15 protein-coding genes and 1 pseudogene are annotated in these 25,477 nt (G+C 69.1%); 4 read left to right on the top strand and 12 right to left on the bottom strand.

Going from position 1 to position 25,477, the window contains the following annotated elements; all coding sequences use genetic code 11:
• Genes ADK65_RS04435 through ADK65_RS04425 form a run of 3 tightly spaced genes read right to left on the bottom strand, consistent with a single transcriptional unit; the run spans position 1 to position 2,979 of the window.
• The gene (locus tag ADK65_RS04435; protein WP_053668455.1) at positions 1-828 is read right to left on the bottom strand and encodes a carbohydrate ABC transporter permease; all 828 of its coding nucleotides are present in this window, start codon (positions 826-828) and stop codon (positions 1-3) included.
• Positions 828-1,703, bottom strand: coding sequence for a carbohydrate ABC transporter permease (locus tag ADK65_RS04430; RefSeq protein WP_053668454.1), 876 nt, complete (start codon positions 1,701-1,703; stop codon positions 828-830). Before ADK65_RS04430 ends, ADK65_RS04435 begins: the two co-directional genes overlap by 1 nt.
• Before the next feature lie 4 nt (positions 1,704-1,707).
• Positions 1,708-2,979: an ABC transporter substrate-binding protein gene (locus tag ADK65_RS04425; RefSeq protein ID WP_053668453.1), complete on the bottom strand. Its 1,272-nt coding sequence runs from the start codon at positions 2,977-2,979 to the stop codon at positions 1,708-1,710.
• A 159-nt stretch (positions 2,980-3,138) separates the two neighbouring features.
• On the opposite strand from ADK65_RS04425, the gene ADK65_RS04420 reads away from it, so the two are divergent.
• Positions 3,139-3,909, top strand: a complete 771-nt coding sequence (locus ADK65_RS04420; RefSeq protein ID WP_078955810.1) for a FadR/GntR family transcriptional regulator — start codon at positions 3,139-3,141, stop codon at positions 3,907-3,909.
• Positions 3,910-3,958: 49 nt separating this feature from the next.
• On the opposite strand, the gene ADK65_RS04415 is transcribed toward ADK65_RS04420, so the two are convergent.
• The 6 genes from ADK65_RS04415 to ADK65_RS04390 form a co-directional block, all read right to left on the bottom strand.
• Positions 3,959-6,154 carry a ricin-type beta-trefoil lectin domain protein gene (locus ADK65_RS04415; protein WP_053668451.1) on the bottom strand — a complete coding sequence of 732 codons (2,196 nt, stop codon included), beginning with the start codon at positions 6,152-6,154 and terminating at the stop codon, positions 3,959-3,961.
• Between the two features lie 137 nt (positions 6,155-6,291).
• On the bottom strand, positions 6,292-7,173 hold the full coding sequence (locus ADK65_RS04410; protein WP_053668450.1) for a sugar phosphate isomerase/epimerase family protein: 882 nt from the start codon (positions 7,171-7,173) through the stop codon (positions 6,292-6,294).
• Positions 7,174-7,176: 3 nt separating this feature from the next.
• On the bottom strand, positions 7,177-8,349 hold the full coding sequence (locus tag ADK65_RS04405) for a substrate-binding domain-containing protein (protein WP_053668449.1): 1,173 nt from the start codon (positions 8,347-8,349) through the stop codon (positions 7,177-7,179).
• A 22-nt stretch (positions 8,350-8,371) separates the two neighbouring features.
• On the bottom strand, positions 8,372-9,343 hold the full coding sequence (locus tag ADK65_RS04400; RefSeq protein WP_053668448.1) for an ABC transporter permease: 972 nt from the start codon (positions 9,341-9,343) through the stop codon (positions 8,372-8,374).
• A gap of 1 nt (position 9,344) precedes the next feature.
• Positions 9,345-10,316, bottom strand: coding sequence for an ABC transporter permease (locus ADK65_RS04395; protein ID WP_053668447.1), 972 nt, complete (start codon positions 10,314-10,316; stop codon positions 9,345-9,347).
• The gene (locus tag ADK65_RS04390) at positions 10,313-11,824 is read right to left on the bottom strand and encodes a sugar ABC transporter ATP-binding protein (protein ID WP_053668446.1); all 1,512 of its coding nucleotides are present in this window, start codon (positions 11,822-11,824) and stop codon (positions 10,313-10,315) included. Before ADK65_RS04390 ends, ADK65_RS04395 begins: the two co-directional genes overlap by 4 nt.
• A gap of 618 nt (positions 11,825-12,442) precedes the next feature.
• On the opposite strand from ADK65_RS04390, the gene ADK65_RS04385 reads away from it, so the two are divergent.
• The 3 genes and pseudogenes from ADK65_RS04385 (at position 12,443) to ADK65_RS04375 (ending at position 18,831) form a co-directional block, all read left to right on the top strand.
• The gene (locus ADK65_RS04385; RefSeq protein WP_053668445.1) at positions 12,443-15,997 is read left to right on the top strand and encodes a ThuA domain-containing protein; all 3,555 of its coding nucleotides are present in this window, start codon (positions 12,443-12,445) and stop codon (positions 15,995-15,997) included.
• 65 nt (positions 15,998-16,062) lie between these two features.
• A pseudogene (locus ADK65_RS04380) lies at positions 16,063-17,462 on the top strand (arabinofuranosidase catalytic domain-containing protein).
• 34 nt (positions 17,463-17,496) lie between these two features.
• Entirely contained in the window at positions 17,497-18,831 is a 1,335-nt protein-coding gene (locus ADK65_RS04375; protein WP_234352790.1) for a ricin-type beta-trefoil lectin domain protein, read from the top strand.
• Between the two features lie 52 nt (positions 18,832-18,883).
• On the opposite strand, the gene ADK65_RS04370 is transcribed toward ADK65_RS04375, so the two are convergent.
• The 3 genes from ADK65_RS04370 to ADK65_RS04360 all read right to left on the bottom strand — a co-directional run bounded on the left by ADK65_RS04370 (position 18,884) and on the right by ADK65_RS04360 (position 25,017).
• Positions 18,884-20,602: a ThuA domain-containing protein gene (locus tag ADK65_RS04370; protein WP_053668621.1), complete on the bottom strand. Its 1,719-nt coding sequence runs from the start codon at positions 20,600-20,602 to the stop codon at positions 18,884-18,886.
• Positions 20,603-20,631: 29 nt separating this feature from the next.
• Entirely contained in the window at positions 20,632-23,481 is a 2,850-nt protein-coding gene (locus ADK65_RS04365; protein WP_053668444.1) for a carbohydrate-binding protein, read from the bottom strand.
• 528 nt (positions 23,482-24,009) lie between these two features.
• The gene (locus ADK65_RS04360) at positions 24,010-25,017 is read right to left on the bottom strand and encodes a LacI family DNA-binding transcriptional regulator (RefSeq protein ID WP_053668620.1); all 1,008 of its coding nucleotides are present in this window, start codon (positions 25,015-25,017) and stop codon (positions 24,010-24,012) included.
• Positions 25,018-25,477 lie beyond the last annotated feature (460 nt).

Here is a 25,477-nt window from a genome sequence, read left to right as displayed (position 1 = left end):
TCAGCCCTTCGTCGCGCCGGCCGTCACGCCTTCGGCGATCTGGCGCTGCAGGAACAGGTAGGTCACCAACACGGGCAGCCCGGCGATCAGGACACCGGCTGCGAAGGTGGGGATGTCGGCGGAGTACTGGCCGCGCAGTGAGGTGATGCCCACCATCAGGGTGCGATGGTCGGCCGACGGCATCATCAGCAGTGAGATGAGCACGTCGTTCCAGCAGAACAGCGCGTCGAGGATGCCCACCGACAGCAGTGCCGGGGCACCCATCGGCAGCATGATCCGCCGGTAGACGCCGTACAGGGTGTTTCCGTCGATCCGTGCCGCGTCGACGAGCTCGGTGGGCACCGCTCGGTAGTAGCTCGTCAGCAGGAAGACGGTGAAGGGCAGGAACTGCGCGACATAGGCGAGGACCAGTCCGGGATAGGTGTCGATGAGACCGCCCTCGGCCATGATCCTGGCCAACGGCACCATGATCACCTGGAACGGGATGAACAGTGCCGTGAGGCCGACCAGAGCCAGCGCGGACGAGCCACGGAACCGCACCTGGGCCAGCGCGAAGGCGGCCATGGACCCGATGAACAGCAACAGCGCCACGGCGCAGGCCACCACGATCAGGGAGTTGAGGAAGTACCGCCCCATGCCGACGCTGTTCCACGCGGTGCTGAGGTTGTCCCACCGGAGAGTGCTCGCCAGGGAGAACCGGTCGAGGATGTACTCCCGGCGGGTCTTGGTCGCGACGTTGGCGGTGAACAGCAGCGGGTAGACCGTCGCCATGGCGAGAAGCCCCATGGGCACGGCGACCAGCCATCTGCTCCACCCCAGGCGGGACATCAGTCCTCCCTCCCCGCCCGGCGCAGCAGGCCGACCTGTACGAGGCCCACGACCAGCATGACGAGGAAGAGGACGGTGGAGGCGGCCGAGGCGAGCGCCGGGCGGCTCATCTGCCCCTGCTGGACCCAGATGTAGTACTCCGGCAGGTAGGTCGACCCTTCCGGGCCACCACTGGTCATGACGTAGAGCAGCCCGAACATCGAGGTCAGCATTCCGATCATCGTGGTGACGACGACGAACTGGATGGTTCGGGACAGACCCGGGATGATGACGTGCCAGATCATCCGCGCGAGCGAAGCGCCGTCGACCCGGGCGGCGTCCAGAAGCGCGGGGTCCAGGGTCGCGAACCCGGCCAGGAAGACCACCAGCGCCATCCCCGCCGTCGCCCAGATGTGCACGCCGACGACGGTGAAGATGGCCACGTCGGGATCGCCGAGCCAGTCGACCCGGCCGACCCCCGAGCCGCCGAGCACGGTGTTCAGCGGACCGTCGAAGGCCAGGAGCAGGTTGAAGATCGCGCCGACGATCACCGGTGAGAGTACGGCCGGGAAGAAGTAGACGCTTCGGAAGAACGAATGCCCGGGCACCCGCAGGTGGATGAAAGTGGCGAGCAGTCCCGGGATCGCGACCGCGACCGGCAGCAGCAGCACCAGCCATCCGACGTTGCGCAGCGCGGTGCGGAACAGCGGGTCGCCGAGAAGCTCCGCGTAGTTGTCGAGCCCCACCGTGGCGCCGTTGCGTTCGCCGTCACCGGTGAAGGAGAAGCTGACGCCCAGTCCCAGTGGCCAGAGCCGGAGCACCACGATGATCAGGACAGCGGGAGCGACCAGGACGTAGGGGGCGAGGCGTTCGGCGCGTCGGCCGACCGGTGACATGGCCTCAGCCCGCTCGGTCGGACGCCGCCAGCTGCTTGACCGCCGCGTCCACCGTGACCGATCCGCTCAGCAGTTGCTGAGACAGCCGCCCCATCAGCTCCACGGTCCTGGACGGCAGGGCCACGTGCAGAGCGGGCTTGCCTCGGTCGATCTCGGACACGATGGTGGCGACGGCCGGGCCGCCGCTCGAGACGTCCACGGTGCGGTCGGCCGCGATGGCGCCCGCGTCGGCGTAGAACGACTCCAGTGCGCCGGTCGCGGTCAGGGAGCGCACCAGGTCGGCGGCGACCCCGGGATCCCTGGTCCACTTCGCTACGGCGTAGCCGATGCCGCCGTCGTAGGGAAGGCTGGGAGTGGCGCCGGCCAGGACGACCGGCGACTTCATGACGCCGATGTCGTCGGCGTCGAGGAATCCGGCGAAGTCCTTCCAGTGCCCGGTGTCCGACATCAGCCCGACGACGTGGGCGGCCTCGGTGGACTGGAACACCGCGAACGCGTCGTTGAACATCGCCGTCGAGTTCGCCCCGTCGTTGTTCAGGCCTTTGTCGTTGACCTCTTTCCAGAGCGAGAAGACCCGCTTGACCGCCGGCGAGGACCAGTCCCGTCTGCCGGCGATCCAGTCGTCGTACTGCCTGGGCGACAGGACCCCCGAGCCGAGCCCGGACAGGAAGAACTGGATACCGATGCCTTCCTTGTTGCCCTGCGCGAAACATCTGGCGCCGGTCTTCTTGGTGAGGGTCCGGCAGTCGGCGACGAACTCGTCCCAACGGGTGGCCGGCCGCTCCGGGTCCAGCCCCGCCTTCCGGTACAGCGACTTGTTGTAGTAGATCGGGTGACCTTGCAAGGTCACCGGGGCGGCGTAGGTCTTGCCGTCCTTGGTGAAGGCATCCCACCCGGCCAGCCGCTTCCTGTCGTCACGGACGTACTCGTCCAACGGCAGGAGGGAGTCCGCGCGGTCACGGATCTGCCCGCCACCGTTGAACAGCATGACGTCCGGCCCCTTGCCTGCCTGGATGGCGGCCCCGAGCAGGGTGTAGTACTGATCGTACGGCTGCGCGACGAACTCGACCGTCACGCCGGGATGCCGCTGGGCGAAGTCGGCCTTGGCCTTCTTGACGTAGGAGGACGCTGTGGCGTCGCCGGACTTCCAGTCCCAGACGACGAGCTTGCCCTTCGAACCACCGGACGCCGCATCCGGGTCGGAGGCGCCGCCGCAGCCGGCTAAGACGACGAGACCGGCAACCAGGGTCAGCGACCCCAGTGTTCGCTGTTTCATTGCTGCCCCACTCTCCTGAGGTGGCCGGCTGTCCGGCGGTTGAGGTTGAGGAGGAACGCAACTCGTATGACGTATGTAACTCGTATGACGTATGACGTCAACCGGATGCCGTATAGTGGGCCAGCATCCGTGTGGTAAAGCGCGGGTTTGGGGGGTGTCATGACGGCAGAACCGCAGCCATCCGCAGAGGCATCCGAGGCCCCCGCATGGAGCCGGCGCCCGGCGAACCTCGCCGCCGCGGTCACGGCTGAGCTGGTGCAGCGGATCGTCCGTGGAGTGCATCCATCCGGTTCACCGCTCCCCCCCGAGCCCGTGCTCTGCGCGACCTTCTCGGTCAGCCGCACCGTGGTCCGCGAGGCGGTGAAGATCCTTCAGGAGAAGGGGCTGGTACAAGTCCGCCAGGGCGCGGGCACGATGGTCACCCCGCCGGCGATGTGGAACATGCTCGACGAGCTGGTCCTCGGCGCGACCATCGCCGAGGACGAGAGCCTGGCCGTCCTCGATCACCTCGTCGCGACCCGCCGGGTGCTGGAGGCCGACATGGCCAATGTCGCCGCCCGTCTGGCGGACGCCGAGGTGATCGACCGGCTGGGCGGTCTGGTCGAGCGGATGGACGAGCTCGTCGACGACCCCGCCGCGTACCACGAAGAGGACCGGGCGTTCCACGACATCGTCATGCAGGCGTCGGGGAACCGCATCGGCCGTGCCGTGGTCCGTTCGCTGGAGCGTCAGGTCATCGACTCCGCCCGTTACGTGGGCCGAACCGGCCGCGCCTTCTGCGTGGCCTCCAACCAGGGCCATCGGCGCATCTACGAGCGGATCGTCGCGCACGACCCCAAGGGTGCGGCCGAGGCGATGTTCACCCACATCACCGAGGCGTGGGTGGTGCGCCGCAGCGGGCCGGGCGAGCCGACCCGGCTGCGGCGTTAGTTCCGTGCCCGCTCGCGACTCCCGTCGCGAGCAAGGCCGACGGGTTCCGCTATCGCTGTGCCCACTGCTGGTTGGTGCCGCCGTTGCAGGACCAGAGGATGATCCTGGTTCCGTTGGCGGTGCCACCGGCGTTGGCGTCGAGGCACAGTCCGGACTGGACGCCGGTGATGCACTTGCCGCCCTGGACCGTCAGCTGTTTGCCGGTGGTGTAGGTCCAGGTCTGGCCGGCCGCGCCGGTGCAGTCCTGGAGTTGGGTCGGCGTGCCGTTGACGGTGCCGGGGACGGTCAGGCAGCGGCCTGACTGCACGCCCACGATCTGCTGGGCCGTCGTCGGCGGTGGGGTGGTGTCCTGCGGTCCGGCGGACGCCATCACATCCTGGGCGCCGGAAGGCCAGTTGCCGTTGGTGACCGTCACATTGCCGGAGACCACGTTGCCGCGATCCCCGTTGGTCACGTTGGTGCTGCCGTTGGTCGACCAGTTGTCGGTGACGGTCCAGTTCCCCATGTTCTCGCCACCCCAGTAGTTGGCCGTCGCCCACGTACCGGTGTTCGAGAAGACGTTGTTGGTGGCCTTGTAGTACTTCGAACCCTCGTCGAAGTACACCCCGAAGTATCCGTTGGTCCGCAGGCAGTGGTTCCGGCTGATCTGCGCGCCCGGGTTCCATCCGAGCGTGTAGATGCAGCCACCGTCGTTCATCTGCTGCATGACGTCGTGGATGTAGTTGCCGATGAGCCGGTTGTCGGACGCGGTGGTCGGTGTCGTGTAGCGCGGCTGGTAGTTGTACAGGCCGCGGTTGGCATAGTGGTTGCTGCCGCCCGCGTCGTTGGCGCCCCAGCCGTACCCGATCGACATGCCGGAGTACGGCATGTTGTAGACCTCGTTCCGGGCGACGGTGCTGCCCGCGACGTACGTGGTCAGGACGGAGACGACGCCCCGGTAGTCCGCCCCGAGGTCGTGGATGCGGTTGTTGCTGATCGTGATGTCCCTGTTGACCATGCGCTGGTCGCCGGGGTGGTGGGCGTCGGCGCGCACACCGCCCACGAGGATGCCGCCGGCTGAGCTCCGGGCGATCTCCGACCGGGTCACCGTGATGTTGGCGGCGCCCAGGCCGACGCCACTGGCGTGCGCGCCCGCGTCGTTGCCGATGCCGATGGCCGTCTGGCCCAGGTTCACGAACCGGGAGTCGCTGAAAGTGATGGTGTCGGCGGCGGAGACCTGCACGGCGGCCGGCATCTGCGACCAGTGCGGCCGGGCGGCCTCGAACTGCGTGCAGCCGTTGTGGCAGGAGTCGAAGCCCGGCCGGCTCCAGTCGCCGGCGAGGTAGGCGCCGGTCTGCTGGTCCACGTAACCCTGGTTGCTGCTGGGGCCCAGCCAGCTCGTACCGGTGAAGGTGATTCCGCTGAACGTGATGTGGTGCGCCGGCTCGCTGTACGTGCCGCCGACGTGCACCAGCGACTGCAGCGTCGGCAGTTCCACGTCGGCGGTGCTCATGTTCTGGCCGGCCCGGGGGATGTAGTACAGGGCCCCGGCCCTGGGGTCGAGGTACCACTCGCCGGGCGCGTCCAGGAACTCGTAGGCGTTGGACAGGTAGAACGGACCGGCCCGGTGTGGCCGCATCAGAGTGTCGTAGCCGAAGTTGTTGTTGCTCCACGCCGGCTGCTGCATCGTGATGAAGTTCGCGTTGATGCTCTGCACCGGCGAGTACCGGTCGGTGAAGGAGTTGACGCCCTCCACCTCGATCCGGCTCTGGTCGGCCAGGTTGTTCAGATAGCTCAGCGCACCGCTCGAAAACCTCATCCCGGTGCCGGAGGCCGTGAAGTCGGCCCTGTTCACCTGGGTGCGCGCCCGGGTGGCGACGGCGCCGTCGACATAGAGCTGCCTTGCGTCGAGATCGGCGGGCACATCGGCCTTCCAGATGTTCCTGGCCGCGTCGGCCACCGACCAACCGGTGACCGCCCGGGCACCGGTGATCACCGGACGCGCCGACGGAGCGGCCTGCCACACGACCGTGTGACCGCCTGAGCCGGAGTCCTCCGCCGTCAGCCGGAAGGGCTGGGACAGTCGGTACACACCGTCGGCCAGCTGCACCACGACGTCGTCCGACATGGTGTCGTTGAGCGATCTCACCGCCGCCTGCGCCGCTGTCAGTGAGCACGGCCGCGCGCTGGAGCAGTCGGTGCCGGTGCCGGACGGCGAGACGTACACGGTGCGGGGAGCCGCGGACGCGGGCGCGGGGAGCGCCATCACGGCGGTCGCGGTCAGACCGGCTGTGGCGGCTCCGGCCAGAAGCCGCCTTCGTAACCTGAGAGTGATGAACACGATTTCTCCTTTTGGCGGTTCCCGGGCCGAAGGGGAGGACGGCGCGAGCGGCACAGCGACCCCTAGGACCCGTGTGAGGGAGCGATTTCCAGGTCGCGCAGGACAGTTCGGAGGTAGGCCAGCCCGTCACGGGCCAGGGAGTCCTGGGACGGGGCGAGCGACCGCCAGATCGAGGCCGCGGTGGCGATGGCCTCGTTCCGCGCGGTGAACGACTCGATGCACAGCGCGCCGCCGTAGCCGGTCGTGGCCAGGCAGGCGAGGAAGCGTGGCCAGTCGAAGTGGTCGCCGCCCGGGGCGCCTCGGTCGGTGCCGCTGACCTGGACGTGCATGATGTGCGGACCAGCCGCTACAAGCGCCTCGTAGGGGTCGGCCTCCTCGATGTTCATGTGATAGGTGTCGATCATGAGACCGACGTTCGCGGGCAGGCCGTCGATCAGCTCCACCGCCTGCTCGACGGTGTTGACGACGCTCGTCTCATAGCGGTTGAGGGCCTCCACGCCGATGCGCACGCCCCGCTCCCCCGCGTGGTCGGCCACGGGCCGCAGGGCACGCCGGACATCTGCGTAGCAAGCCGCGCGCTCAGGCGGTGACATGCGCCAGGTCCGCCCCACCGCGGCGTAGACCGGGCCGCCGACGCAGGGCGCGCCGACGGCCTCCGCACTGTCCACACACGCCTTCAGGTACGCCACGGTGGAGGCGACGGCCTCCGGCGGGGCGTTCACGAGGTCACGTCCGGGCGAGGTGACCGCACAGACGCCGGCCGCGCGCAGGCCGTGCTCCGCCAGCAGGTCCCGGGTGCGGGCCGGGTCCCAGTCGCCGGGGCGCTCGACCGGCAGCTCGACCGCGTCGAATCCGAACGCGGCGATGCGCGGCACCAGTTCGGCCAGGGCCTCGTCGTCGACCGGCGAGGCCCAGACCCACGGGTTGACACCGATGGTGTACATCGCCTACTGCCAGCGCTTCGGGTAGCCGGGCAGGTCGGTGCAGCCGCACATCGCGTAGTGCAGCGGCGGCATGGTGGGGTCGACGTACTCGTCCAGGTTGTCCTGGGTGATGGTCGGCTGGGGCAGCTTCCACGGGTTCGGCACCCGCTCGCCGTCGAGGATCTTCAGGGCGGCGATGACGGGGGTGCGCCACTGGTAGGTCGGGTAGGTCGGGGCGATCGCCGTGAGCCTCTTGTCCTTCCACAGCTTCAGGAAGTCGAGCTGGTCCTCGCCGTTGATCGGCGGCACGGGCTCGCCGGCGTCCTCGAACGCCTCGACCGCGGCGCCCGCGACCGCTCCGGCGTCCATCCAGACGCCGTCGATCGTGCCGTACCGCTGGATGTAGTCGTTGACGATCTTCTTCGTCCTGGCCGGGTCGCCGTCGGTGAACTCGACGCCGACGACGTCGACGCCCGCCTTGTCGAAGGCGACCTTCGCCGCGGACCAGCGGGTCTCCAGCACGTCGACGCCAGGCAGGATGCGCAGTGCGAGCACCTTGCCGCCCTTCTTCATCTTCCGGGTGACGAACTCCGCCGCGACATGGCCGAATCCGTAGCCGCCGATCGGGTTGATGAACGTCACCGGGCAGTTCGTGTCGACACCGCGGTCGAAGACGATGACCGGCAGGCCCTTCTCGCAGGCGGCCTGCACGGCCGGGGTGAGCGTCGCGGTGGTGTTCGGCGAGACGATGAGCGCGTGGCAGCCCTTGCCGAGGAGGTCGTTGATGTCCGCGATCTGCTTCTGGTCCTTGCCTTCGGCGTCGACGTGGACGAACTCGGCGATCCGGCCGCGGTGCGTGTCGACCTCGGCCTGCATGGTCTTGAAACCGACCTGGCGCCAGGGGTTGTTCAGCCCCGCGTTGGAGAAGCAGATCTTGTACGGTCCGGGCTTCTTGAACTTCGCGGTCTTCACCGTCTCCGCGTCGAGCGCCTGCTCCCAGGGCTTGCCGGCCGGCCCGGTGGGCGCGGCGTCCAGGAGCGCGAGCTGCTCCTCGTAGTCGGCCCGCACGAAGAACTTCGACTGCTTGCCGGTGCCCGAACCGCTGCCCGCGGAGGGAGAACCCGATGCGCCGGTGGTGGGCTCGTCGGTGGCGCAGCCGGCCAGCACCAGCAACGTGCTCACGGCCAGCGCCGTCATGGAATGCCTCACTGGACCCCCTTTACCGGGACGGGAAACGGAAGGACGCCGTCGCCACGGCGAGCAGGATGATCGCGCCCTGGACGGTCGGTCTGAGGGCGCCGGAGACGCCGTAGAAGTTCATGAGTGTGAAGAGCGTCTCGAGGGTCAGCGCGCCCAGCATCGCGCCGAGGACCGAACCGCGGCCCCCGCCCAGAGCGACACCGCCGAGGACCGCCGCGGTGATCGCGCCGAACTCCAGGCCGGCGCCGGCCTGGAACGACACTCCGCTGTATCCGCCGATGAGGACGGCCGCGAGCGTGGCGGCGAGCCCGCTGAGGACGAACGCCGTGGTCTTGGCGCGCCACACGCGCACGCCGCTCAGCTCGGCGGTCCGCGGGTTGCCGCCGACGGCGACCAGGGTGCGGCCGAAGTCCGAACGGGTCAGCGCCAGTGCCAGGGCGGCCGCCGCCAGCAGGACGAGAAGGGCGTAAGGGATCCGTCCCAGCACGGGCACGTCCTCGAACGCCGACCGGCCGAGCCGGCGGAACCCCTCGGAGAGGCCGCCCTTCGGGGCACCGTCGGACCACAGGTACACGGCACCGACGAGGATCAGGAACGTGCCGAGGGTCGTGATGAACGAGGGCACCCGCAGCCGCGTGGTGACGAGACCGTTGAGGAGGCCGACGGCGATGCCGGACGCGAGCAGGAGCACCACGACGGGCCAGCCGGCCGACGGGTCGCCGTCGATCAGCCGGGCGGCGACGACCACCTGCGCGGTGACCAGAGAGCCGACGGACAGGTCCAGCTCGCCGGAGACGATCACGAAGTACTGACCGGCGGCGAGCAGGACGACCGGCGCCGAGCGGCCGAGGAACGACATCAGCGACGGCGGCGAGAGGAAGTCCGGCTGGCGGGCGGTCAGCACAACCAGCAGCACCGCCAGGATCACGACGATCGGTGCGAGACCGCCGGAGCCGAACGTAAGGAGCCGCCGTGGGCGCGTGATCCGCATGCTAGGACGCCTTTCGCATCGCCCGGCGGGCATAGACGGCGACCGCCGCGATGATGATCACGCCACGGATCACCTGCTTGAAGAACACGTCGACCTCGAGCTGGTTGAAGATGGCGTCGATGCTCGCGAGCAGCAGCACGCCGCCGACCGTGCCGACGACACCGCCGCGCCCGCCGGCCAGGGCGGTGCCGCCGAGCACCACCGCGGCGATCGACTCCAGGTCGTACAGTGACTCGGTGCCCACCCTGGGCGCTCCGGCGCCGAGCCGGCCGGCGAGGTAGACCCCGGCGAGTCCGGCGCAGAGGGCGCACAGCACATGGGCGGTGACGAGGACCCGGTTGCCCCGCACGCCGGAGAGCCGGGCGACCTCTCGGTCACCGCCCACGGCGAACAGGTGGTGACCGAAGCGGGTGCGCGTCAGCACGCACCAGGCCGCGGCGGCGACGGCGAGCAGCAGCAGGAACGACAGGGGCACCGGGCCGACGCGCTGGTACCCCAGGCCCTGCACCAGGGCGGGTGCGGTCTTGCCGGCCGGGCCGTCGTATCCGTTGTCGAGGTATCCCTTGAGCAGCAGTCCGACGCCGACGGTCGCGATGAAGGGGTTGATGCGCGCTGTGGTGACGAGCAGGCCGTTGACGAGGCCGATCGTCGCGCTGACGGCGAGCGTCAGGCCGATCGCCGGCAACAGCGCACCGTCGTCACCGGCCATGGTCTCGGCGGCGACGAGGGTGCTCAGACTGACCACGTACGCCACCGACAGGTCCAGCGAGCCCCCGACGACGACCAGGGTCTGGCCGACCGCGACGAGGCCCAGACCGGCGGCGACGTGCAGCAGGCTCACCGTCGTCGGCAGGCTGAACAGCCGGCCGCCGTCGAGAGTGACGACGATCCAGCCGATCGCCAGGGTGAGGACCAGGGCGACGAACACGCCGGGCGGGGTCCGCCGGGCCGGCAGGGACGGCGCGGCGCTCATCCGGCCGCCTCCCCCACGGTGCCGACCGCGAGGGCGATGACATCCTCCTCCGTCGCGCCGGCGACCAGCTCGCCGGCGATCCGGCCGTCGCGCATGACGACGATCCGGTCGCTCATGCCGAGCAGTTCGGGCAGCTCGGACGAGACCATCAGCACGGCGGCGCCGTCGCGGGCCAGCCGGCGGACGAGGTCGTGGATCGCCGACTTGGCGCCCACGTCGATACCCCGGGTCGGCTCGTCGAAGAGCAGGATCCTCGGTGCGAGCGCGAGCCATCTGGCCAGCACGGCCTTCTGCTGGTTGCCCCCGGACAGGTAACGGATCTCCTGGTCCTCCCCGGCGGCGCGAAGGTCGACGGCCGCGAGCAGCTCCCGGACCCGCGCGGTCCGGGCCTGGCGGCCGCTCCCGCCCGGGTGAACGGCGCGGACGGCCAGCAGCGCGTTGTCGAGCACCGACTGCTCGGCGACGATCCCCTCGCCCTTGCGGTCCTCGGAAACGTAGGCGATACCGGCCCGTATCGCGGCGCGGGGCGAGCGCAGCCGGACCGGCGCTCCGTCGACGGTCACGTGGCCGGTGCTGAACGGTGCGGCGCCGAACAGTGCGCGGGCCAGCGCCGACCGGCCGGATCCCTGCAGGCCACCGACGCCGAGCACCTCACCCGCGCGCAGCCGCAGGTCGATGCCGTGCAGCTTCCGGTTGCCTCCGCCGCGGACGGTCAGCCGCACCGGGCCCAGCTCCTGCGGTGTCGCCGGGTCGGGGTAGTAGGTCGACAGCTCGCGGCCGACCATGTGGCGCACCAGCTGATCGGCGCCGGTGTCCGCGGTGTCCAAGGTGGTCACCGCCCGGCCGTCCTTGAGCACGGTGATCCGGCTGGACAGGTCGAAGACCTCCTTGAGGCGGTGCGAGACGTACAGCACGCCGATCCCGTGCTCCTGCAACCGCCGTACGAGCGCGTAGAGCTGGTCGACCTCGTGGTCGGCGAGAGCCGCGGTGGGCTCGTCCATGATGAGCAGCCGCGCGTCGAGGGCGAGTGCCTTGACGATCTCGACCACCTGTTGTTGTGCCACGCCGAGTCGTCCCACGCGGGTGCCGGGCGGTAAGGAGCCCTCCCCGACGGAGGCGAGGAGCCGCGCGGTGTGGCTGAGCATCGCCTTCCGGTCGACAAGCCCACGACGCAGGGGCTCGCGGCCCAGCCAGACGTTCTCCGCGACGGTGCGCTCGGGCAGCAGGGTCAGCTCCTGGTGGACGGTGCCGATACCGGCCTGTTGGGCCTCACGCGGGGTGCGGAACGTCCGCGGTGCGCCGGCGAACTCGACCGTTCCCTCGTCGGGCTGGTGGACGCCGGACACCACCTTCATGAGCGTGGACTTGCCGGCGCCGTTCTCGCCGACGACCGCGTGCACCTCGCCCGGCCGGACCTGGAGGTCGACGCCATCGAGCACCCGCACGCCGAGGAACGATTTGCCGATGCCTCGCAGAGCGAGCAGCGGCGAAGGCGGCAGGCCAGACATCGTGGGACCCTCTACATTCGCGTCGTCAGCAGGATTGCGTCACCAACAGCTGAAGCGTTCGGGTACGACCGGCAGGGAATGACAGCTCCCGCCCGCGAGCTATCGTCGAATAGGCCGCGAACTCTCGCCGGACACGATGGCGACATCGCGGCCCCGAGGGTAAATGCCTCGATGAGCGCCTGGCAATACCACCGGCCTGCGATATGCCGACGGCTGTCGATACACCGAAATCTGTTATCGGATCGGCCCGTCCGGAGTCGCGCACCGAGCCAGGAAGATTGATTCACAGAATGTGTTACGGAATCGGCCCGACGACAGTCGCGCGCCGAACCGCGACGATTGCTGCGCAAAATGTGTTATGGAATCGGCCGCACCGGAAGCATATTGACTGTTGCGATAGGCGGTTGCATGCTGACCGGCAGACCACGGGAGACGGTCGCATCGGGTGTGACGCCCTATCTCTTCCGTAGGGACTTGACTGCCCGTCACGGCGGACGGGATGACGAGCTGACGGAATACGCGTGCCTCCGACGCGCTCAGGTACTCCGGCGCATCGGAGGTGCGGCCGGCGCGTGTCCGTGGTCATGCCATCGTTGCTCCGCCGACCTAGGAGACGGCATGCGTCGCATCATATTAATCTTCGGGGCGATCGCGAGCGTGCTCCTGTCGCTCGTCATCGCCCCACCGGCGTCAGCGGCGCCGGCCTTCCGAGCCTTGGTCTTCACGAAGACGGCCGGCTACCGGCACGACTCGATTCCCGCCGGACTCACCATGCTTCGGGAGCAGGCGGCGGCCAACGACTTCGAGCTGGTCCACAGCGAGGACTCGAGCGTCTTCACCCCGGCGAACCTCGCCACCTTCGACGTGCTCATCATGTTGCAGACCTCGGGAATGGTGTGGTCCACGGCCGCCCAACGTCAGGCGGTGGAGGGCTACCTCGCCAGTGGCAAGGGCATCGTCGCGATCCACAACGCCACGGACATGGGCATCGAGAACGAGTACCCGTGGTGGGACCAGACCATCAACGGCGGCGCGCACATGCCGGAGCACTCCCCCGGCGTGTTGTCCGGCACCGCGATCGTCGCGGACAAGAAGCACCCGTCGACGGCCGGCCTGCCGGACCGCTGGAACCGCAGCGAGGAGTGGTACAACTTCGACCGCAACCCCCGCGGCGACGTCCATGTCCTGGTCACAGCGGACGAGCGCACGTACAACCCCGGCCCCCGTGCCATGGGGCCGGACCACCCCATCTCCTGGTGCCGCAACACGGGCGGCGGTCGCGTGTGGGCCACCGGCATGGGGCACAGCAGCGCGGCCTACAGCGAGACCCATTTCCGCAACCACGTCCTCGGGGGCGTCAAGTGGGCGGCCGGCAAGGAGCCCGGCGACTGCGGCGGCACCGTGTGGAGCAACTTCGAGAAGCGCACCCTCGACGACAACACCGCGGACCCGATGGCCCTAGCGGTCGCCCCGGACGGGCGGGTGCTCTACGTCCAGCGGGGCGGGCAGCTGAAGATCTTCAAACCAACCACCAACAGGACCGTGACAGCCGCCACGCTCAGCGTCTACACCGGCGGCGAGGACGGCCTTACCGGACTGGCGCTCGACCCCGACTTCGCCGACAACGGCTACGTGTACCTGTATCACTCCCCGGCCGGCGTCCCGAACGACATCAACCGGGTCTCCCGGTTCACGCTCACCGGCGACACCCTGAACATGTCGAGCCAGGTGACGATCATCGATATCCCCGCGACCCGGGACCGCACGTTCGCCGAGCCCGGGCACACGGGCGGGTACATCGAGTTCGGCCCCGACAAGAACCTCTACATCGGCACCGGCGACGACGTCCCGCCGAACCTCGACCCCGACTGGCAGGGCTACGCCCCGCTGGACTGGCGGCCGGGCAAGGCCAACCTCGACGCCGCCCGCACCGCCGGCAACACCAACGACCTGCGGGGCAAGCTCCTGCGCATCCGGCCGTCGGCGGGCGGCGGCTACACCGTCCCGGCCGGCAACCTCTACCCGCAAGGCACGGAGAAGACCCGGCCGGAGATCTACGCGATGGGCTTCCGCAACCCGTTCCGCTTCTCGATCGACCCGGACAACGGGTGGGTCTATCTCGCCGACTACGGCCCGGACCGGAACCCACCCACGACCAACCGCGGCCCCGAAGGGCTCGTCGAGCTCAATGTCATCAAGTCCCCGGGCAACTACGGCTGGCCCTTCTGCCACGGCGACAACCAGGCCTACGCGCCCTACAACCCGGACACCCGCGTCGTCGGAGCCAAGTTCAACTGCAACGCGCCGGTCAACAACTCGCCGAACAACACCGGTCTGGCCGGCCTCAAGCCGATCGTCGCGCCGAACATGTGGTACGGCTACGGCGTCTCGCCGAACTTCCCCGAACTCGGCTCGGGCGGCTCGGGTCCGATGGGCGGACCGGTCTACCGCTACGACGCCGCGAACCCGTCCGAGACGAAGTTCCCGCCCTACTACGACGGGGTCCACTTCTTCTACGAGTGGTCGCGCCACACCGTCAAGGAGGTCCACTTCGACTCCGCGACCGCGGTCACCCGGACCAACCCCTTCATGCCGGCCGCCAAGTTCCTCAAACCGATGGACATGGAGTTCGGGCCCGACGGCTCGCTGTACCTGCTCGAATGGGGCAACAACTTCTCCGGTGGCAACAACGACTCGGGGCTCTACCGCATCGACTACAACCACGGCGGACGGTCGCCGGTCGCCAAAGCCACCGGAACGCCCACCAACGGGGACGCGCCACTGAACGTCCAGTTCAGCAGCGCGGGGTCCACGGACCCGGATCCCGGCAGCACGCTCAGCTTCCACTGGACGTTCGGCGACGGCACCACGTCCACGGCGGCCAACCCGTTGCACACCTACACCACCAACGGCAACTACACCGCCCAGCTCAAGGTCACCGACAACACCGGCAGGACGGCCTTCGCCAACGTGCCGATCACCGTGGGCAACACCGCGCCGATCGTCACCCTCACCCTTCCGTCCAACGGCGGCATGCTGGACTTCGGCGACCGCGTCCCGTACAAGGTGTCCGTCTCGGACCCCGGCGGCGCGCCTATCGACTGCGCCAAGGTGTTCGTCAATCCAGCGCTGGGCCACGACGACCACCAGCACGAGACCACGGACCATCCGGGGTGCTCGGGCACCATCGACACGTCGCTGCTGGGCGGGCACCCCGACGGCGCCAACCTGTACTACGTCCTCAACGCCCGCTACACCGACGACGGCGGCCCCGGCGGTGCGAGCCCTCTCACCGGCTACGCCCAGGTGATCCTCCAGCCCAAGCACAAACAGGCCGAGTTCTCCACGGACCAGTCGGGCGTGAAGATCGTCGAGCAGGCCGGCGCGGAGAGCGGCAAGCGGGTCGGCGACATCTCCAACGGCGACTGGATCGCGTTCAAGCCGATGAGCCTGTCGGGCGTCACGAGCGTGAAGTACCGTCTGTCGTCGCCGAGCGGCGGCGGATCGATCGAACTGCGCGCCGACTCCCCGACCGGCACGCTCCTGGCCACGACACCGGTGCCCAGCACCGGCGGCTGGGACACCTACCAGTCGACGTCAGCGGTGAACACTGCCGATCTGGCCGGCTCGCACCAGCTCTATGTGGTGTTCAAGGGCTCCTCGAACAACTGGTTCGACCTCGACTCGCTCACCTTCGGCGGCGACGGGGTCGGCGAACCGGGCAGCGGCGGCGGTGGCGGCGTGGCAGGAAGGACCTGGACGGTCGCGGCGCAGCACAGCGGCAAGTTCATGGACGTCGGCGAGGCCTCGACCGCTGACGGCGCCCAGGTCGTCCAGTGGCCGGCCACCGGCGGCAACAACCAGAAGTGGCAGGCCGTCGACGCCGGTGGCGGCGCCGTCCACCTGAAGGCGCTGCACAGTGGCAAGTGCCTCGCCGTCACGGGCGGATCCACCGCCCAGGGCGCGTTCCTGCAGCAGTCCACCTGCGACAACGGCAACGCGCAGAAGTTCCTCGTCACACCCACCGGCACGGCGGGTGTGTACACCGTGAAGAGCGTGCCCAGTGGACTGTGCGTGGACGTCAACGGCGGCTCGACGGCCGACGGCGCACGACTCCTGCAGTGGAGCTGCCACGGCGGCACCAACCAGCAGTGGCGGTTCACCGCCGTCTAGCCCGTCCGGGTGCCCGGCGCGGTCGAGCGCCGGGCACCCTCCCTACGAACAGGTGAGGAACCGCCATGGTGTTTCGGATACCCCGGCCCCGCCGGTACGGACGGCCGGCCGCGCTGGGCACCGCCCTGGCGCTTGTCGCCGTCGGCGCCACCGCGGTGGCGGCACCGATCGATCCCGGGCAGAGCGCCCCCGTCGTGGGCGTGCAGTCCGGCCGCTGCCTGACCGTCCCCGGCACCACCAACGGCACGGCAAGTGCCTCGACGCCAGCGGACGCGGCACCACCAACGGCACCGCCGTCATCGTCTGGGACTGCAACGGGCAGAACAACCAGCAGTGGAACGTCAACCCCAACGGCACCATCACCGGCGTCCAGTCCGGACTGTGCCTCGACGCCAACGCCGGTGGCACCGCCAACGGAACCAGGATCATTCTCTGGTCCTGCAACGGCGGCACCAACCAGCAGTGGAACTCGCCGACCCCGCCGCCGGATCCACCGGTGCCGGGCGGCGCGGGCACATGCGACATCTACGCCTCGGGCGGCACTCCCTGCGTCGCCGCCCACAGCACCGTACGAGCGCTCTACGGCGCCTACAAGCTCTACCAGGTCCGTCGCTCATCCGACAGCACGACCCGGAACATCGGCGTCCTGAGCGCGGGTGGCGCCGCCGACGCGTCGACGCAGGACTCGTTCTGCGCGGGGACCACCTGTGTCATCACCGTCGTCTACGACCAGTCCGGCCGCGGGAACGATCTGTGGTACCAGGGATCGAGTGTGGTTCCCGGCTCCAGCCAGAGCCGCCCGGCGCTCGCGACGTCTGAGTCGCTGGCAGTCGGTGGCAGCAAGGCCTACTCGCTCTACATCAATCCCGGCAACAGCTACTGGCGGGACGGCCACCTGACCGGCGTGCCGACCGGCAGCGCCCCCGAAGGCATGTACATGGTGACCAACGGCACCCATGTCAACGGCGGCTGCTGCTTCGACTACGGCAACAGTGAGACGACCCGAGCGGCCGACGCGGCCGGGGCGATGGACGCGATCAACTTCAGCACCCAGTGCTGGTTCGGCGGGTGCGTCGGCAGCGGCCCGTGGATCCAGGCCGACCTCGAATGGGGGCTCTATTCCGGCGGCAGCCAGGCCTGGAACACCAACCAGCGGGCCTTCACCAGCAAGTTCGTGACGGCGATGCTGAAGAACAACGGGACGAGCCGTTTCGCGCTCAGGGGTGGCAACGCCCAGACCGGAAGCCTGACCACGCTCTGGGACGGCGCGCTTCCGCCCGGCTACAGCCCGATGAGGAAGCAGGGCGCCATCATCCTCGGCAGCGGTGGCGACTGCTGCAAGCCGGGCGGCGGCGCGAACCTCAGCGCCGGCACCTTCTACGAGGGCGCGATGGTGTCCGGATACCCGTCCGAAGCGACCGAGAGCGCGGTACAAGCCAACATCGTCGCCGCCGGCTACCGCTGAGTTCGCTCCACCCATGAAGGAAGGGAGAAACGTGATGCGACAAGGCAAGAATCGTCACCGATGGCGCACGCCGATCGCCGTGGCCGCCGCGCTCCTGCTCGCCGTGGTCGGCATCAGCGGCATCTCGCCGACGCCCGCCGCCGCCGAGGTCCGCTCCGTCGCCGCGAGCGCCGGATGCGGCAAGTCCCCCACGCTGTCCAGTGGTCCGCACTCGATCCAGAGCAGCGGCAGGACGCGGAACTACATCCTGCGGGTGCCCGCCGGCTACGACAACAACCGCCCCTACCGCCTGGTCTTCGGTTTCCACTGGAACGGCGGCACGGCGGGCGACGTCGACTCGGGCGGAACCAGCGGATACTCCTGGTCGTACTACGGCCTGCGGGCACTCTCGAACAACAGCACGATCTTCGTCGCGCCCCAGGGCCTCGGGAACGGCTGGGCCAACTCAGGCGGCGAGGACCTGACCTTCGTGGACGACATGCTCAGGCAGATCGAGGCGGGCCTGTGCGTCGACACGAACCAGCGCTTCGCCGGGGGTTTCAGCTACGGAGGCGGCATGAGTTTCGCCCTCGCGTGCGCCCGGCCGACGGTGTTCCGCGCGGTCGCCGTCTACGCGGGCGGGCAGTTGAGCGGATGCAACGGCGGGACCCAGCCGGTCGCGTACATCGGACTGCACGGCTTGCGGGACCCGGTGCTCCCGATCTCCACAGGCCGTTCCCTGCGTGACAGGTTCGTGCGGAACAACGGCTGCACTCCCCAGAACCCGCCGGAGCCGGCACGGGGCAGCCTCACCCATGTCGTCACGACCTACTCGGGATGCCGCGCCGGCTACCCCGTGGCATGGGCCGCGTTCGACGCCGGTCATACGCCCGGTCCTGTCGACGGATCGGCCGGCGACTACGAACCGGGTGAGCGGTCGTGGACCCGGGCGGTGGTGTGGAACTTCTTCACCCAGTTCGACGACACGACGCCCACCCCGCCGCCGAACCCGGCCGCCTTCCGGCTGCGCAACGAGGGTTCGGGCCGGTGCCTGGACGTCAACGGCGCGAACGCGGCCAACGGCACGCCCATGATCATCTGGGACTGCCACGGCAACGCCAACCAGCAGTTCACCCAGAACGGTGCGGCGTTGCAGGTGCTGGGCAAGTGCCTGCACGTCCCGGCCGGCGCCGCCGCCGGCACGCGGGTGCAGATCCAGGACTGCGGCGGTGGCGCCAACCAGCAGTGGGTCTTCAGCAGCAACGGCACGATCCGCAACGGCCAGAGCGGGTTGTGCCTGGACGTCAACGGCGCAGGCACCGCGGGCGGCACCGCGGTCGTCGTGTGGAGCTGCCACGACGGCGCAAACCAGCGCTGGTCGCGAGCATAGCCGCACGAGAGGGCCACCTCCCCGTGGGAGGTGGCCCTTCCAGCGTGCCGTGTCAGCTTAAGGGCAGGGTCCACTTCTGGTTGGCTCCGCCGTGGCAGGTCCACAGGTGCACGAGGGTGTTGTCGGAGGAGTTGGCTCCCGACACGTCCAGGCACTTGCCCGCCTGGGGGTTCCGCAGCGACCCGTCCGGATACGCCTGCCAGTTCTGGTTGGCGCCACCGTTGCAGGACCACAACTGGACCTTCGCCCCGTCCGCCGTGCTGTTGCCGCTGACATCCAGGCACTTGCCCAGCGCCTTGACCGTCGACCCCGGCGTCACCGTCCACCGCTGCCCCGCCGAACCCGTGCACGACGAGATCTGCACCGCCGTCCCGTCCGCCGAACCGCCGCCCCGGACATCCAGGCACTTGTTCGCCAGCCCCACGACCGGACCCGTGCCGGGAGTGGGTGGCGGGCTGCCGCCCAGGTCCTTGATCCGGATGTTGCGGAACGACACGTCGTCCCCTGTGCCGTGATTCTGGATGCCGATGTGGCCGGCGAGCGAGCGGGTGGGGTCGGTGTCGGTGAAGTCGTTGATCTTCACGCCGTTGAGCCAGACCTGGAGCCGCTCCCCCTCCACCAGCAACTCGAAGGTGTTCCACTCGCCCGGTGGGTTGAGCGCCGCGTCCCGGGCAGCCGTGTCCGGGGCCTTGACGGCGTAGATCGAGCCGGTCGTGCGGTCGGGCGCGTCGGTGGCGTCGATCTGGACCTCGTAGCCTTTGTCCAGTGCCGACTGCGGGTCGCTCGTCGGGGGGAAGCCCACGATCACGCCGGAGTTGTCGTCGCCGGGCATCTTCCAGTCCAGCTTCAGCGAGTAGTTGGTGAACTGCCGGGCGTTGTTCCAGAGCATGCCCAGGCCGCCGTACGAGGTGAGGGTGGCGTCCGAGTTGGTGAAGCCGCCCGGGCCGGCCTGCGACCAGCCGGCGGTCGAGCCGTTGTAGAGGGCCGTGTAGCCGGTCTCGGGCCGGCAGTCGGCCTTGGTCCGGCCCGCCGCGTACCGGATGCCGCCGAGCAGGTGCGCCCGGAACGCCGGCTCCGCGTACGACGCCTGGCTGTGCCCGCCGCCGGTGTAGAAGGACCGGCCCCCCGAGTGGGTCTTGCACCAGCTGTGCGGGTGGTCGGCGCCCATCGAGCCGCCCGAGTAGGACGACTCGTCCAGCGTGGTGAGCACACGCGCGGTGGTACGGGGGTTGGTCCGGAAGTCGTACCACTCGTCGGTGCGGGTCCAGGTCTGCGGCAGAGGGGCGGTCGCCGCGTGCGCCCGCCCCTCCACCTTGACGTCGGCCCGCTGGACGGCGGGGTGCGAGGCGAAGTAGGCGCCGACCAACTCGCCGTAGAACGGCCAGTTGTACTCCGTGTCCGCGGCCGAGTGGACGCCGACGAAGCCGCCGCCCGATCCGATGTACGACTGGAACGCCGACTGCTGGGCGTCGTTCAGGACGTCGCCGGTGGTGTTGAGGAAGACCACCGCCTCGTAACGGCTCAGGTTGCCGGTGGTGAACTGGTTGCCGTCCTCCGTGGCCGTCACGGTGAAACTGTTCGCCGCGCCGAGGTCGCGGATGGCCTGGATCCCCGCCGGGATCGAGTCGTGCCGGAAACCGGCCGTCTTGGAGAACACGAGGACGTCGTAGGGCGTGTCCGCGGCACTGACGGGTGTGGGTTGCGCGAGGAGTACCAGGGCGGCGAGTGTCGTGGCCGCCCCGCCCAGCAGCATTCGGGCTTGTCTGCGCATGTCCGTCGCTCCCTTCTCGGTGACAGAGATCAAGGCAGGGTCCACTTCTGGTTGGCTCCGCCGTGGCAGGTCCACAGGTGCACGAGGGCGCCGTCGGCCGAACTGGCGCCCGACACGTCCAGGCACTTGCCCGCCTGGGGGTTCCGCAGCGACCCGTCCGGATACGCCTGCCAGTTCTGGTTGGCGCCACCGTTGCACGACCACAACTGGACCTTCGCCCCGTCCGCCGTGCTGTTGCCGCTGACATCCAGGCACTTGCCCAGCGCCTTGACCGTCGACCCCGGCGCCACCGTCCACCGCTGCCCCGCCGAACCCGTGCACGACGAGATCTGCACCGCCGTCCCGTCCGCCGAACTGCCGTCACGGACGTCCAGGCACTTGTTCGCGAGCCCCACGACCGGCCCCACGCCGGGGGTCGGGGGCGAGCTGCCGCCGGTGTCAAAGGTGAACGCGTCGACGTCGAAGAGGAATCCGGAACCGCCGGCGAAGGTCAGGTAGAGCGTCGTGGTGCCGGCCGGCGCACCGGAGATCGAGCCGCCCACGGTGGTGAAGTTCGTCCATGAGCCGGTGACCGGGACCGTGGCGGAGCCGAGGACGGTGCCGGTCGGTGAGCCGGCCCGAACCTGCAACGTGCCGCCCGCGCCCGCTGACGACACCCTGGCGCTGAACGACGTGGCCTTGCTCAGCTTGTACGGCTCGAATGCGATCCAGTCGCCGTTCTCGATGTCACCGACGGACTTGCCGCCTTCGGCTGTGGACTTGTCGAGGACGGCGATGCCGGACGATGTCTTGTAGTGCTCGGCTTGCCGGTGCTTCGGCTGCAGGATGTGCTGCTTGTGCGTGGTGAGCCCGGCGCTGTCGGTGTACTCGGCGTCGAAGACCCCGAAGATGTTCGCCGCGTCGTCGTGCTCACCGTCGACCGGGATGGTGATCGAGCCGGAGCAGCCGGTCTTCGAGGTGACCGGGTGGCCGTGGCTGTCGTGACCGACGATGTACGTCAGCTTGACCTTGTCGCAGTCGACCGTGCCGTCCTCCGGGTCCGTGACGGTGATACGGAACGGCACGGTGTCGCCGAAGGCGAAGATCTCCCCCGCGTCGGGGCTGTCGATGGTCACGGTCGGCGCGGTGTTGCCGACGGTGATCCGCACATCGGCGGTGCCGGTGGCACCCTGCGGGTCCCGCACGGTCAGCCTGGCCGTGTAGTCGCCGTTCGTGTCGTACGTCTTCGTCGGGTTGGCGGCGGTGGAGCTGGTGCCGTCACCGAAGCTCCACGCATAGGTCAGCGCCCCACCCTCGGGGTCGGACGAGCCGGCCGAGGAGAAGGTCACGGTCAACGGCGCCGCTCCGGAGGTCCGGTTGGCGCCGGCCACCGCCGTGGGCGCGCGGTTGCCGACGCCGACGTAGTCGAAGCGGTACAGGGCGGAGTTCTGGTCGCCTTGGTAATACCCGGTGCCGTAGTCCAGCACGTAGTAGGAGCCGTCCGGGCCGAACGCCGAGTCGATCACCTGCTTGCCGGTCCACGGGAAGCTGTCGATGGTCCCCGGGGAGCCGTCGGCGTTGAGGTGGATCGGCCTGATCCAGCCGCGGCCGAACTCCGTGGCGAAGAACTGCCCGTCGAAGGACTGCGGGAACTTCGTGGGCGAGCTGACGTCGGGGTCGTACCGGTACACCGGGCCCGCCATCGGCGACTCCGAGCCGCCGCCGAACGCCGACGGGCTGCCGGCGTCGCCGCCGTAACGGATCCAGGCGGCCTTGGCGGCGGGCAGTGTGCTCAAGCCGGTGTTGCGGGGGGAGTTGTTCGTCGGGCCGCCCGAGCAGTTGTACTTCGGGCCTGCGGTGTTCGTGGCGAAGTCCCACTCCGCGTACGTCTCGGAGCTCGTGTTCGTGCCGGTGCAGTACGGCCAGCCGTAGAAGCCGGGGCCCGTGACGCGGTTGAACTCGACCTGGCCCTGCGGCCCGCGCGCCGAGGTGGCGCCGGCGTCGGGGCCGTAGTCGCCGACGTAGACGGTGCCGGTGGCCTTGTCCACGCTCATCCGGAACGGGTTGCGAAAGCCCATCGCGTAGATCTCCGGCCGGGTCCTGGCCGTGCCGGGCGGGAACAGGTTGCCTGCCGGGATCGAGTACGACCCGTTCTCGTTCACCTTGATCCGCAGGATCTTGCCGCGCAGGTCGTTGGTGTTGGCGGCGGTGCGCTGCGCGTCGAACGCCGGATTGCGGTTGGTCCGCTCGTCGAGCGGGGAATAGCCGGCGGACTCGAACGGGTTGGTGTCGTCGCCTGTGGACAGGTACAGGTTGCCTGCCGCGTCGAAGTCGATGTCTCCGCCGGCGTGACAGCAGGTACCGCGGTCGGCCGGCACGTCGAGAATGTCCACTTTGCTGGACTGGTTGAGCGTGAAATCGGCGTTGAGGGTGAAACGGGACAGCCGGTTGACGCCCTGCCACGCCGACCAGTTGCCGCCGGTGGCCGGCGCGTCGCCGCCTGGTGTGGACAGCGGCGGGGCGTAGTAGAGGTAGATGTTCCGGTTGGTCGCGAAACCCGGGTCGATGCCGATGCCCTGGAGGCCGTCCTCGTCGTGCCCGTACACGGGGATGTTGCCGATCACCGTGGTGTTGCCGCCCGCATCCGTGCGGCGCAGGGTCCCGTTGCGAGCGGTGTGCAGCACCGACCGGTCGGCGAGGACGGCCAGCGACATCGGCTCCCCGACTTCCGCGACTCCGCGGGCCAGTTGGACCTGCTGGAAGTCGGCGGGGTTGATCGGGTGCGCCGAGGCGGAGGTCGCACTGGACAAGGTCGCGACGAGAGCGGCCGCGACCAGGAGCAGAGCCGATCCGATGGCCTGCCAGCGCGCGGCCACGACCCTCTTGGTTAACATGCGCATGACAATGCAGTCCCCTTCCCGAACAGGTGGTTGCCGGCTTGGGGCGCGCGCTGCCGCGCCGATGCCGTAGCGGGGTGTCGCCGTTTCGGCCCGCCGGGTGTGCTTCAGCAGGCCAGTACGCCGAGCGGGGGCAACAGCTCGGAAACAGGAGAAGTCGATGGCTGCCGCGCTGCCGGGTCACATCGACGACCGTGATGGGTCTGCCGACAAGGCTAGAAGACTTCAGCCCGATGCGTCCACACTTCCCTCAGGACCAGCGGAGCTCTCGATGCGCCGCTTCACGCGCACGGGACGCCGGGCAGCACGTGAGTACGGGCGACCTCCGCACACCGGCGGGCGCCGGCCTTGGGCATGCGGGCGCGGCCGGGCGGTCGACGTACACGGCGCAAAGCGCTCGCCGGAGCCGTGAGCCCCCTCGAATGCGTCCAGCACGGACCACAGGAAGTGGCCGCAAAGGTTCCAGGCCCCGGCATCCGGTTCAGCCGTCGCCGGCGTCATTAACGGGATTTCAGCCGACGACCGGAATGTTTACCGAGAAGCCGCCGTCTCCCCGCATGATTCCCGGATCACCAATGCGCAGTCGAGCAAATGTGATTCCACCGATCCGGCACCGATCGCATCGATCAGCGTATCCACCGCCAGCGCCCCCATTCTGGCCACCGGCTGCGACACCGTGGTCAGCGGCGGATCCAAGAGCTGAAACCAGGGCGGATCGTCAAAACCGGCCACCGCTATGTCTCTGCCGATCCGCAGCCCCCGCCTACGCGTTTCCTGAAAGACTCCCAAGGTCATCAGGTTGTCGATGGCGAACACCGCCGTGATCGGGTCGTCCAGATCGAGCAACTCGGCAGCGGCCCGCCTGCCGCTGTCCGCCTGGAAGTTCCCGAAACGTACGAGTTCATCGGGAAGGTCGAGCGAACGTGCCCGCATCGCGGCGCGGAAGGCGGCCAGCCGTTCGCGGCCGGTGACCGTAGCCTGCGGGCCGGTGATCACCGCGATCCGTTCATGCCCCAGATCCACCAGGTGATCGACCAGTTGCGAGATCGCCAGCGTCCCGTCCGCACGCACCACCGGCGCCTCCATGCTGGCCAGCGCCCGGTCGACGAACACCATCGGCACGCCCTGGCGTGCCACGGCGCGCAGGGCCTCCGACTCCTCCAGCACCGGCGTCAGCAGCAGACCGTCGACACGCCGGGCCAGCAGCAGCTCCACGTACCCGTCCTGGCGGTCGGTCTCCTCGTTGGCGTTGCACAGGATCACGCTGTAGCCGTGCTCGTGTGCCGCCTCCTCGATCGCCCAGGCGAGCTCGCTGAAGAAGGGGTTCACCATGTCGGGGATGATCAGTCCGATCGTCTGCGTCCGTGTGGTCCGCAGCGAACGAGCGACGGTGTTCGGCCGGTACCCCAGCGCTCGAGCGGCCGCGATGACGCGTTCCCGCACCGCCTCGCTCACGCCGTCCGCTCCCGACAGGGCTCGTGACACCGAGGCCGTCGAGACCCCGGCACGCCGAGCGACATCTGCGACGGTCACCCCCATCGCCACCTCCCACACCTGGACCAAGGCCCTCTTGTAATCGATTACACCCCGCCCGGTCAAGGGTTCGGCACCAACTCTGTGCGATGACTTTCCACCCTTGACACCCTTTACGGCCCATGGTTTAAATAGCTCGCCATCAGCAGCGTAATCGATTACGTAACGCTTTACAGATTCTTGGCTGACTGTTCCGGAAAGGAACGTGCGTGATGCAGCCTCGCGAAATATTCGGCTTGTCGCGCGCCGCCAGCCAGTGGTCGTGGACATGGCCGCCTCGAGACGATGGTCGGAGACGGCCTGCCCCCGGAACTTCGCTCACTCCGGGGGAATTGCAGTCCAACCGGCTCGGCTTACCATCGTTCCGCCTTTTGATCCACTAGGCGGCAAGGCAAGGCGACGAACGGAATCAGATGAACCAACGCCCCGTGGCACGGGAATGAGCGAACATCATTACTCCCACGTG

It is taken from the genome of Streptomyces sp. NRRL B-1140, assembly GCF_001280065.1.
In the GTDB taxonomy this organism is placed as follows: domain Bacteria; phylum Actinomycetota; class Actinomycetes; order Streptomycetales; family Streptomycetaceae; genus Streptomyces.
This window is presented reverse-complemented; position numbering and strand designations above follow the sequence as displayed.

Coding starts and splice junctions, on each gene's coding strand:
- ADK65_RS04435 (WP_053668455.1), bottom strand. CDS start 828: ATGTCCCGCCTGGGGTGGAGCAGATGGCTGGTCGCCGTGCCCATGGGG.
- ADK65_RS04430 (WP_053668454.1), bottom strand. CDS start 1,703: ATGTCACCGGTCGGCCGACGCGCCGAACGCCTCGCCCCCTACGTCCTG.
- ADK65_RS04425 (WP_053668453.1), bottom strand. CDS start 2,979: ATGAAACAGCGAACACTGGGGTCGCTGACCCTGGTTGCCGGTCTCGTC.
- ADK65_RS04420 (WP_078955810.1), top strand. CDS start 3,139: ATGACGGCAGAACCGCAGCCATCCGCAGAGGCATCCGAGGCCCCCGCA.
- ADK65_RS04415 (WP_053668451.1), bottom strand. CDS start 6,154: ATGGCGCTCCCCGCGCCCGCGTCCGCGGCTCCCCGCACCGTGTACGTC.
- ADK65_RS04410 (WP_053668450.1), bottom strand. CDS start 7,173: ATGTACACCATCGGTGTCAACCCGTGGGTCTGGGCCTCGCCGGTCGAC.
- ADK65_RS04405 (WP_053668449.1), bottom strand. CDS start 8,349: ATGACGGCGCTGGCCGTGAGCACGTTGCTGGTGCTGGCCGGCTGCGCC.
- ADK65_RS04400 (WP_053668448.1), bottom strand. CDS start 9,343: ATGCGGATCACGCGCCCACGGCGGCTCCTTACGTTCGGCTCCGGCGGT.
- ADK65_RS04395 (WP_053668447.1), bottom strand. CDS start 10,316: ATGAGCGCCGCGCCGTCCCTGCCGGCCCGGCGGACCCCGCCCGGCGTG.
- ADK65_RS04390 (WP_053668446.1), bottom strand. CDS start 11,824: ATGTCTGGCCTGCCGCCTTCGCCGCTGCTCGCTCTGCGAGGCATCGGC.
- ADK65_RS04385 (WP_053668445.1), top strand. CDS start 12,443: ATGCGTCGCATCATATTAATCTTCGGGGCGATCGCGAGCGTGCTCCTG.
- ADK65_RS04375 (WP_234352790.1), top strand. CDS start 17,497: ATGCGACAAGGCAAGAATCGTCACCGATGGCGCACGCCGATCGCCGTG.
- ADK65_RS04370 (WP_053668621.1), bottom strand. CDS start 20,602: ATGCGCAGACAAGCCCGAATGCTGCTGGGCGGGGCGGCCACGACACTC.
- ADK65_RS04365 (WP_053668444.1), bottom strand. CDS start 23,481: ATGCGCATGTTAACCAAGAGGGTCGTGGCCGCGCGCTGGCAGGCCATC.
- ADK65_RS04360 (WP_053668620.1), bottom strand. CDS start 25,017: ATGGGGGTGACCGTCGCAGATGTCGCTCGGCGTGCCGGGGTCTCGACG.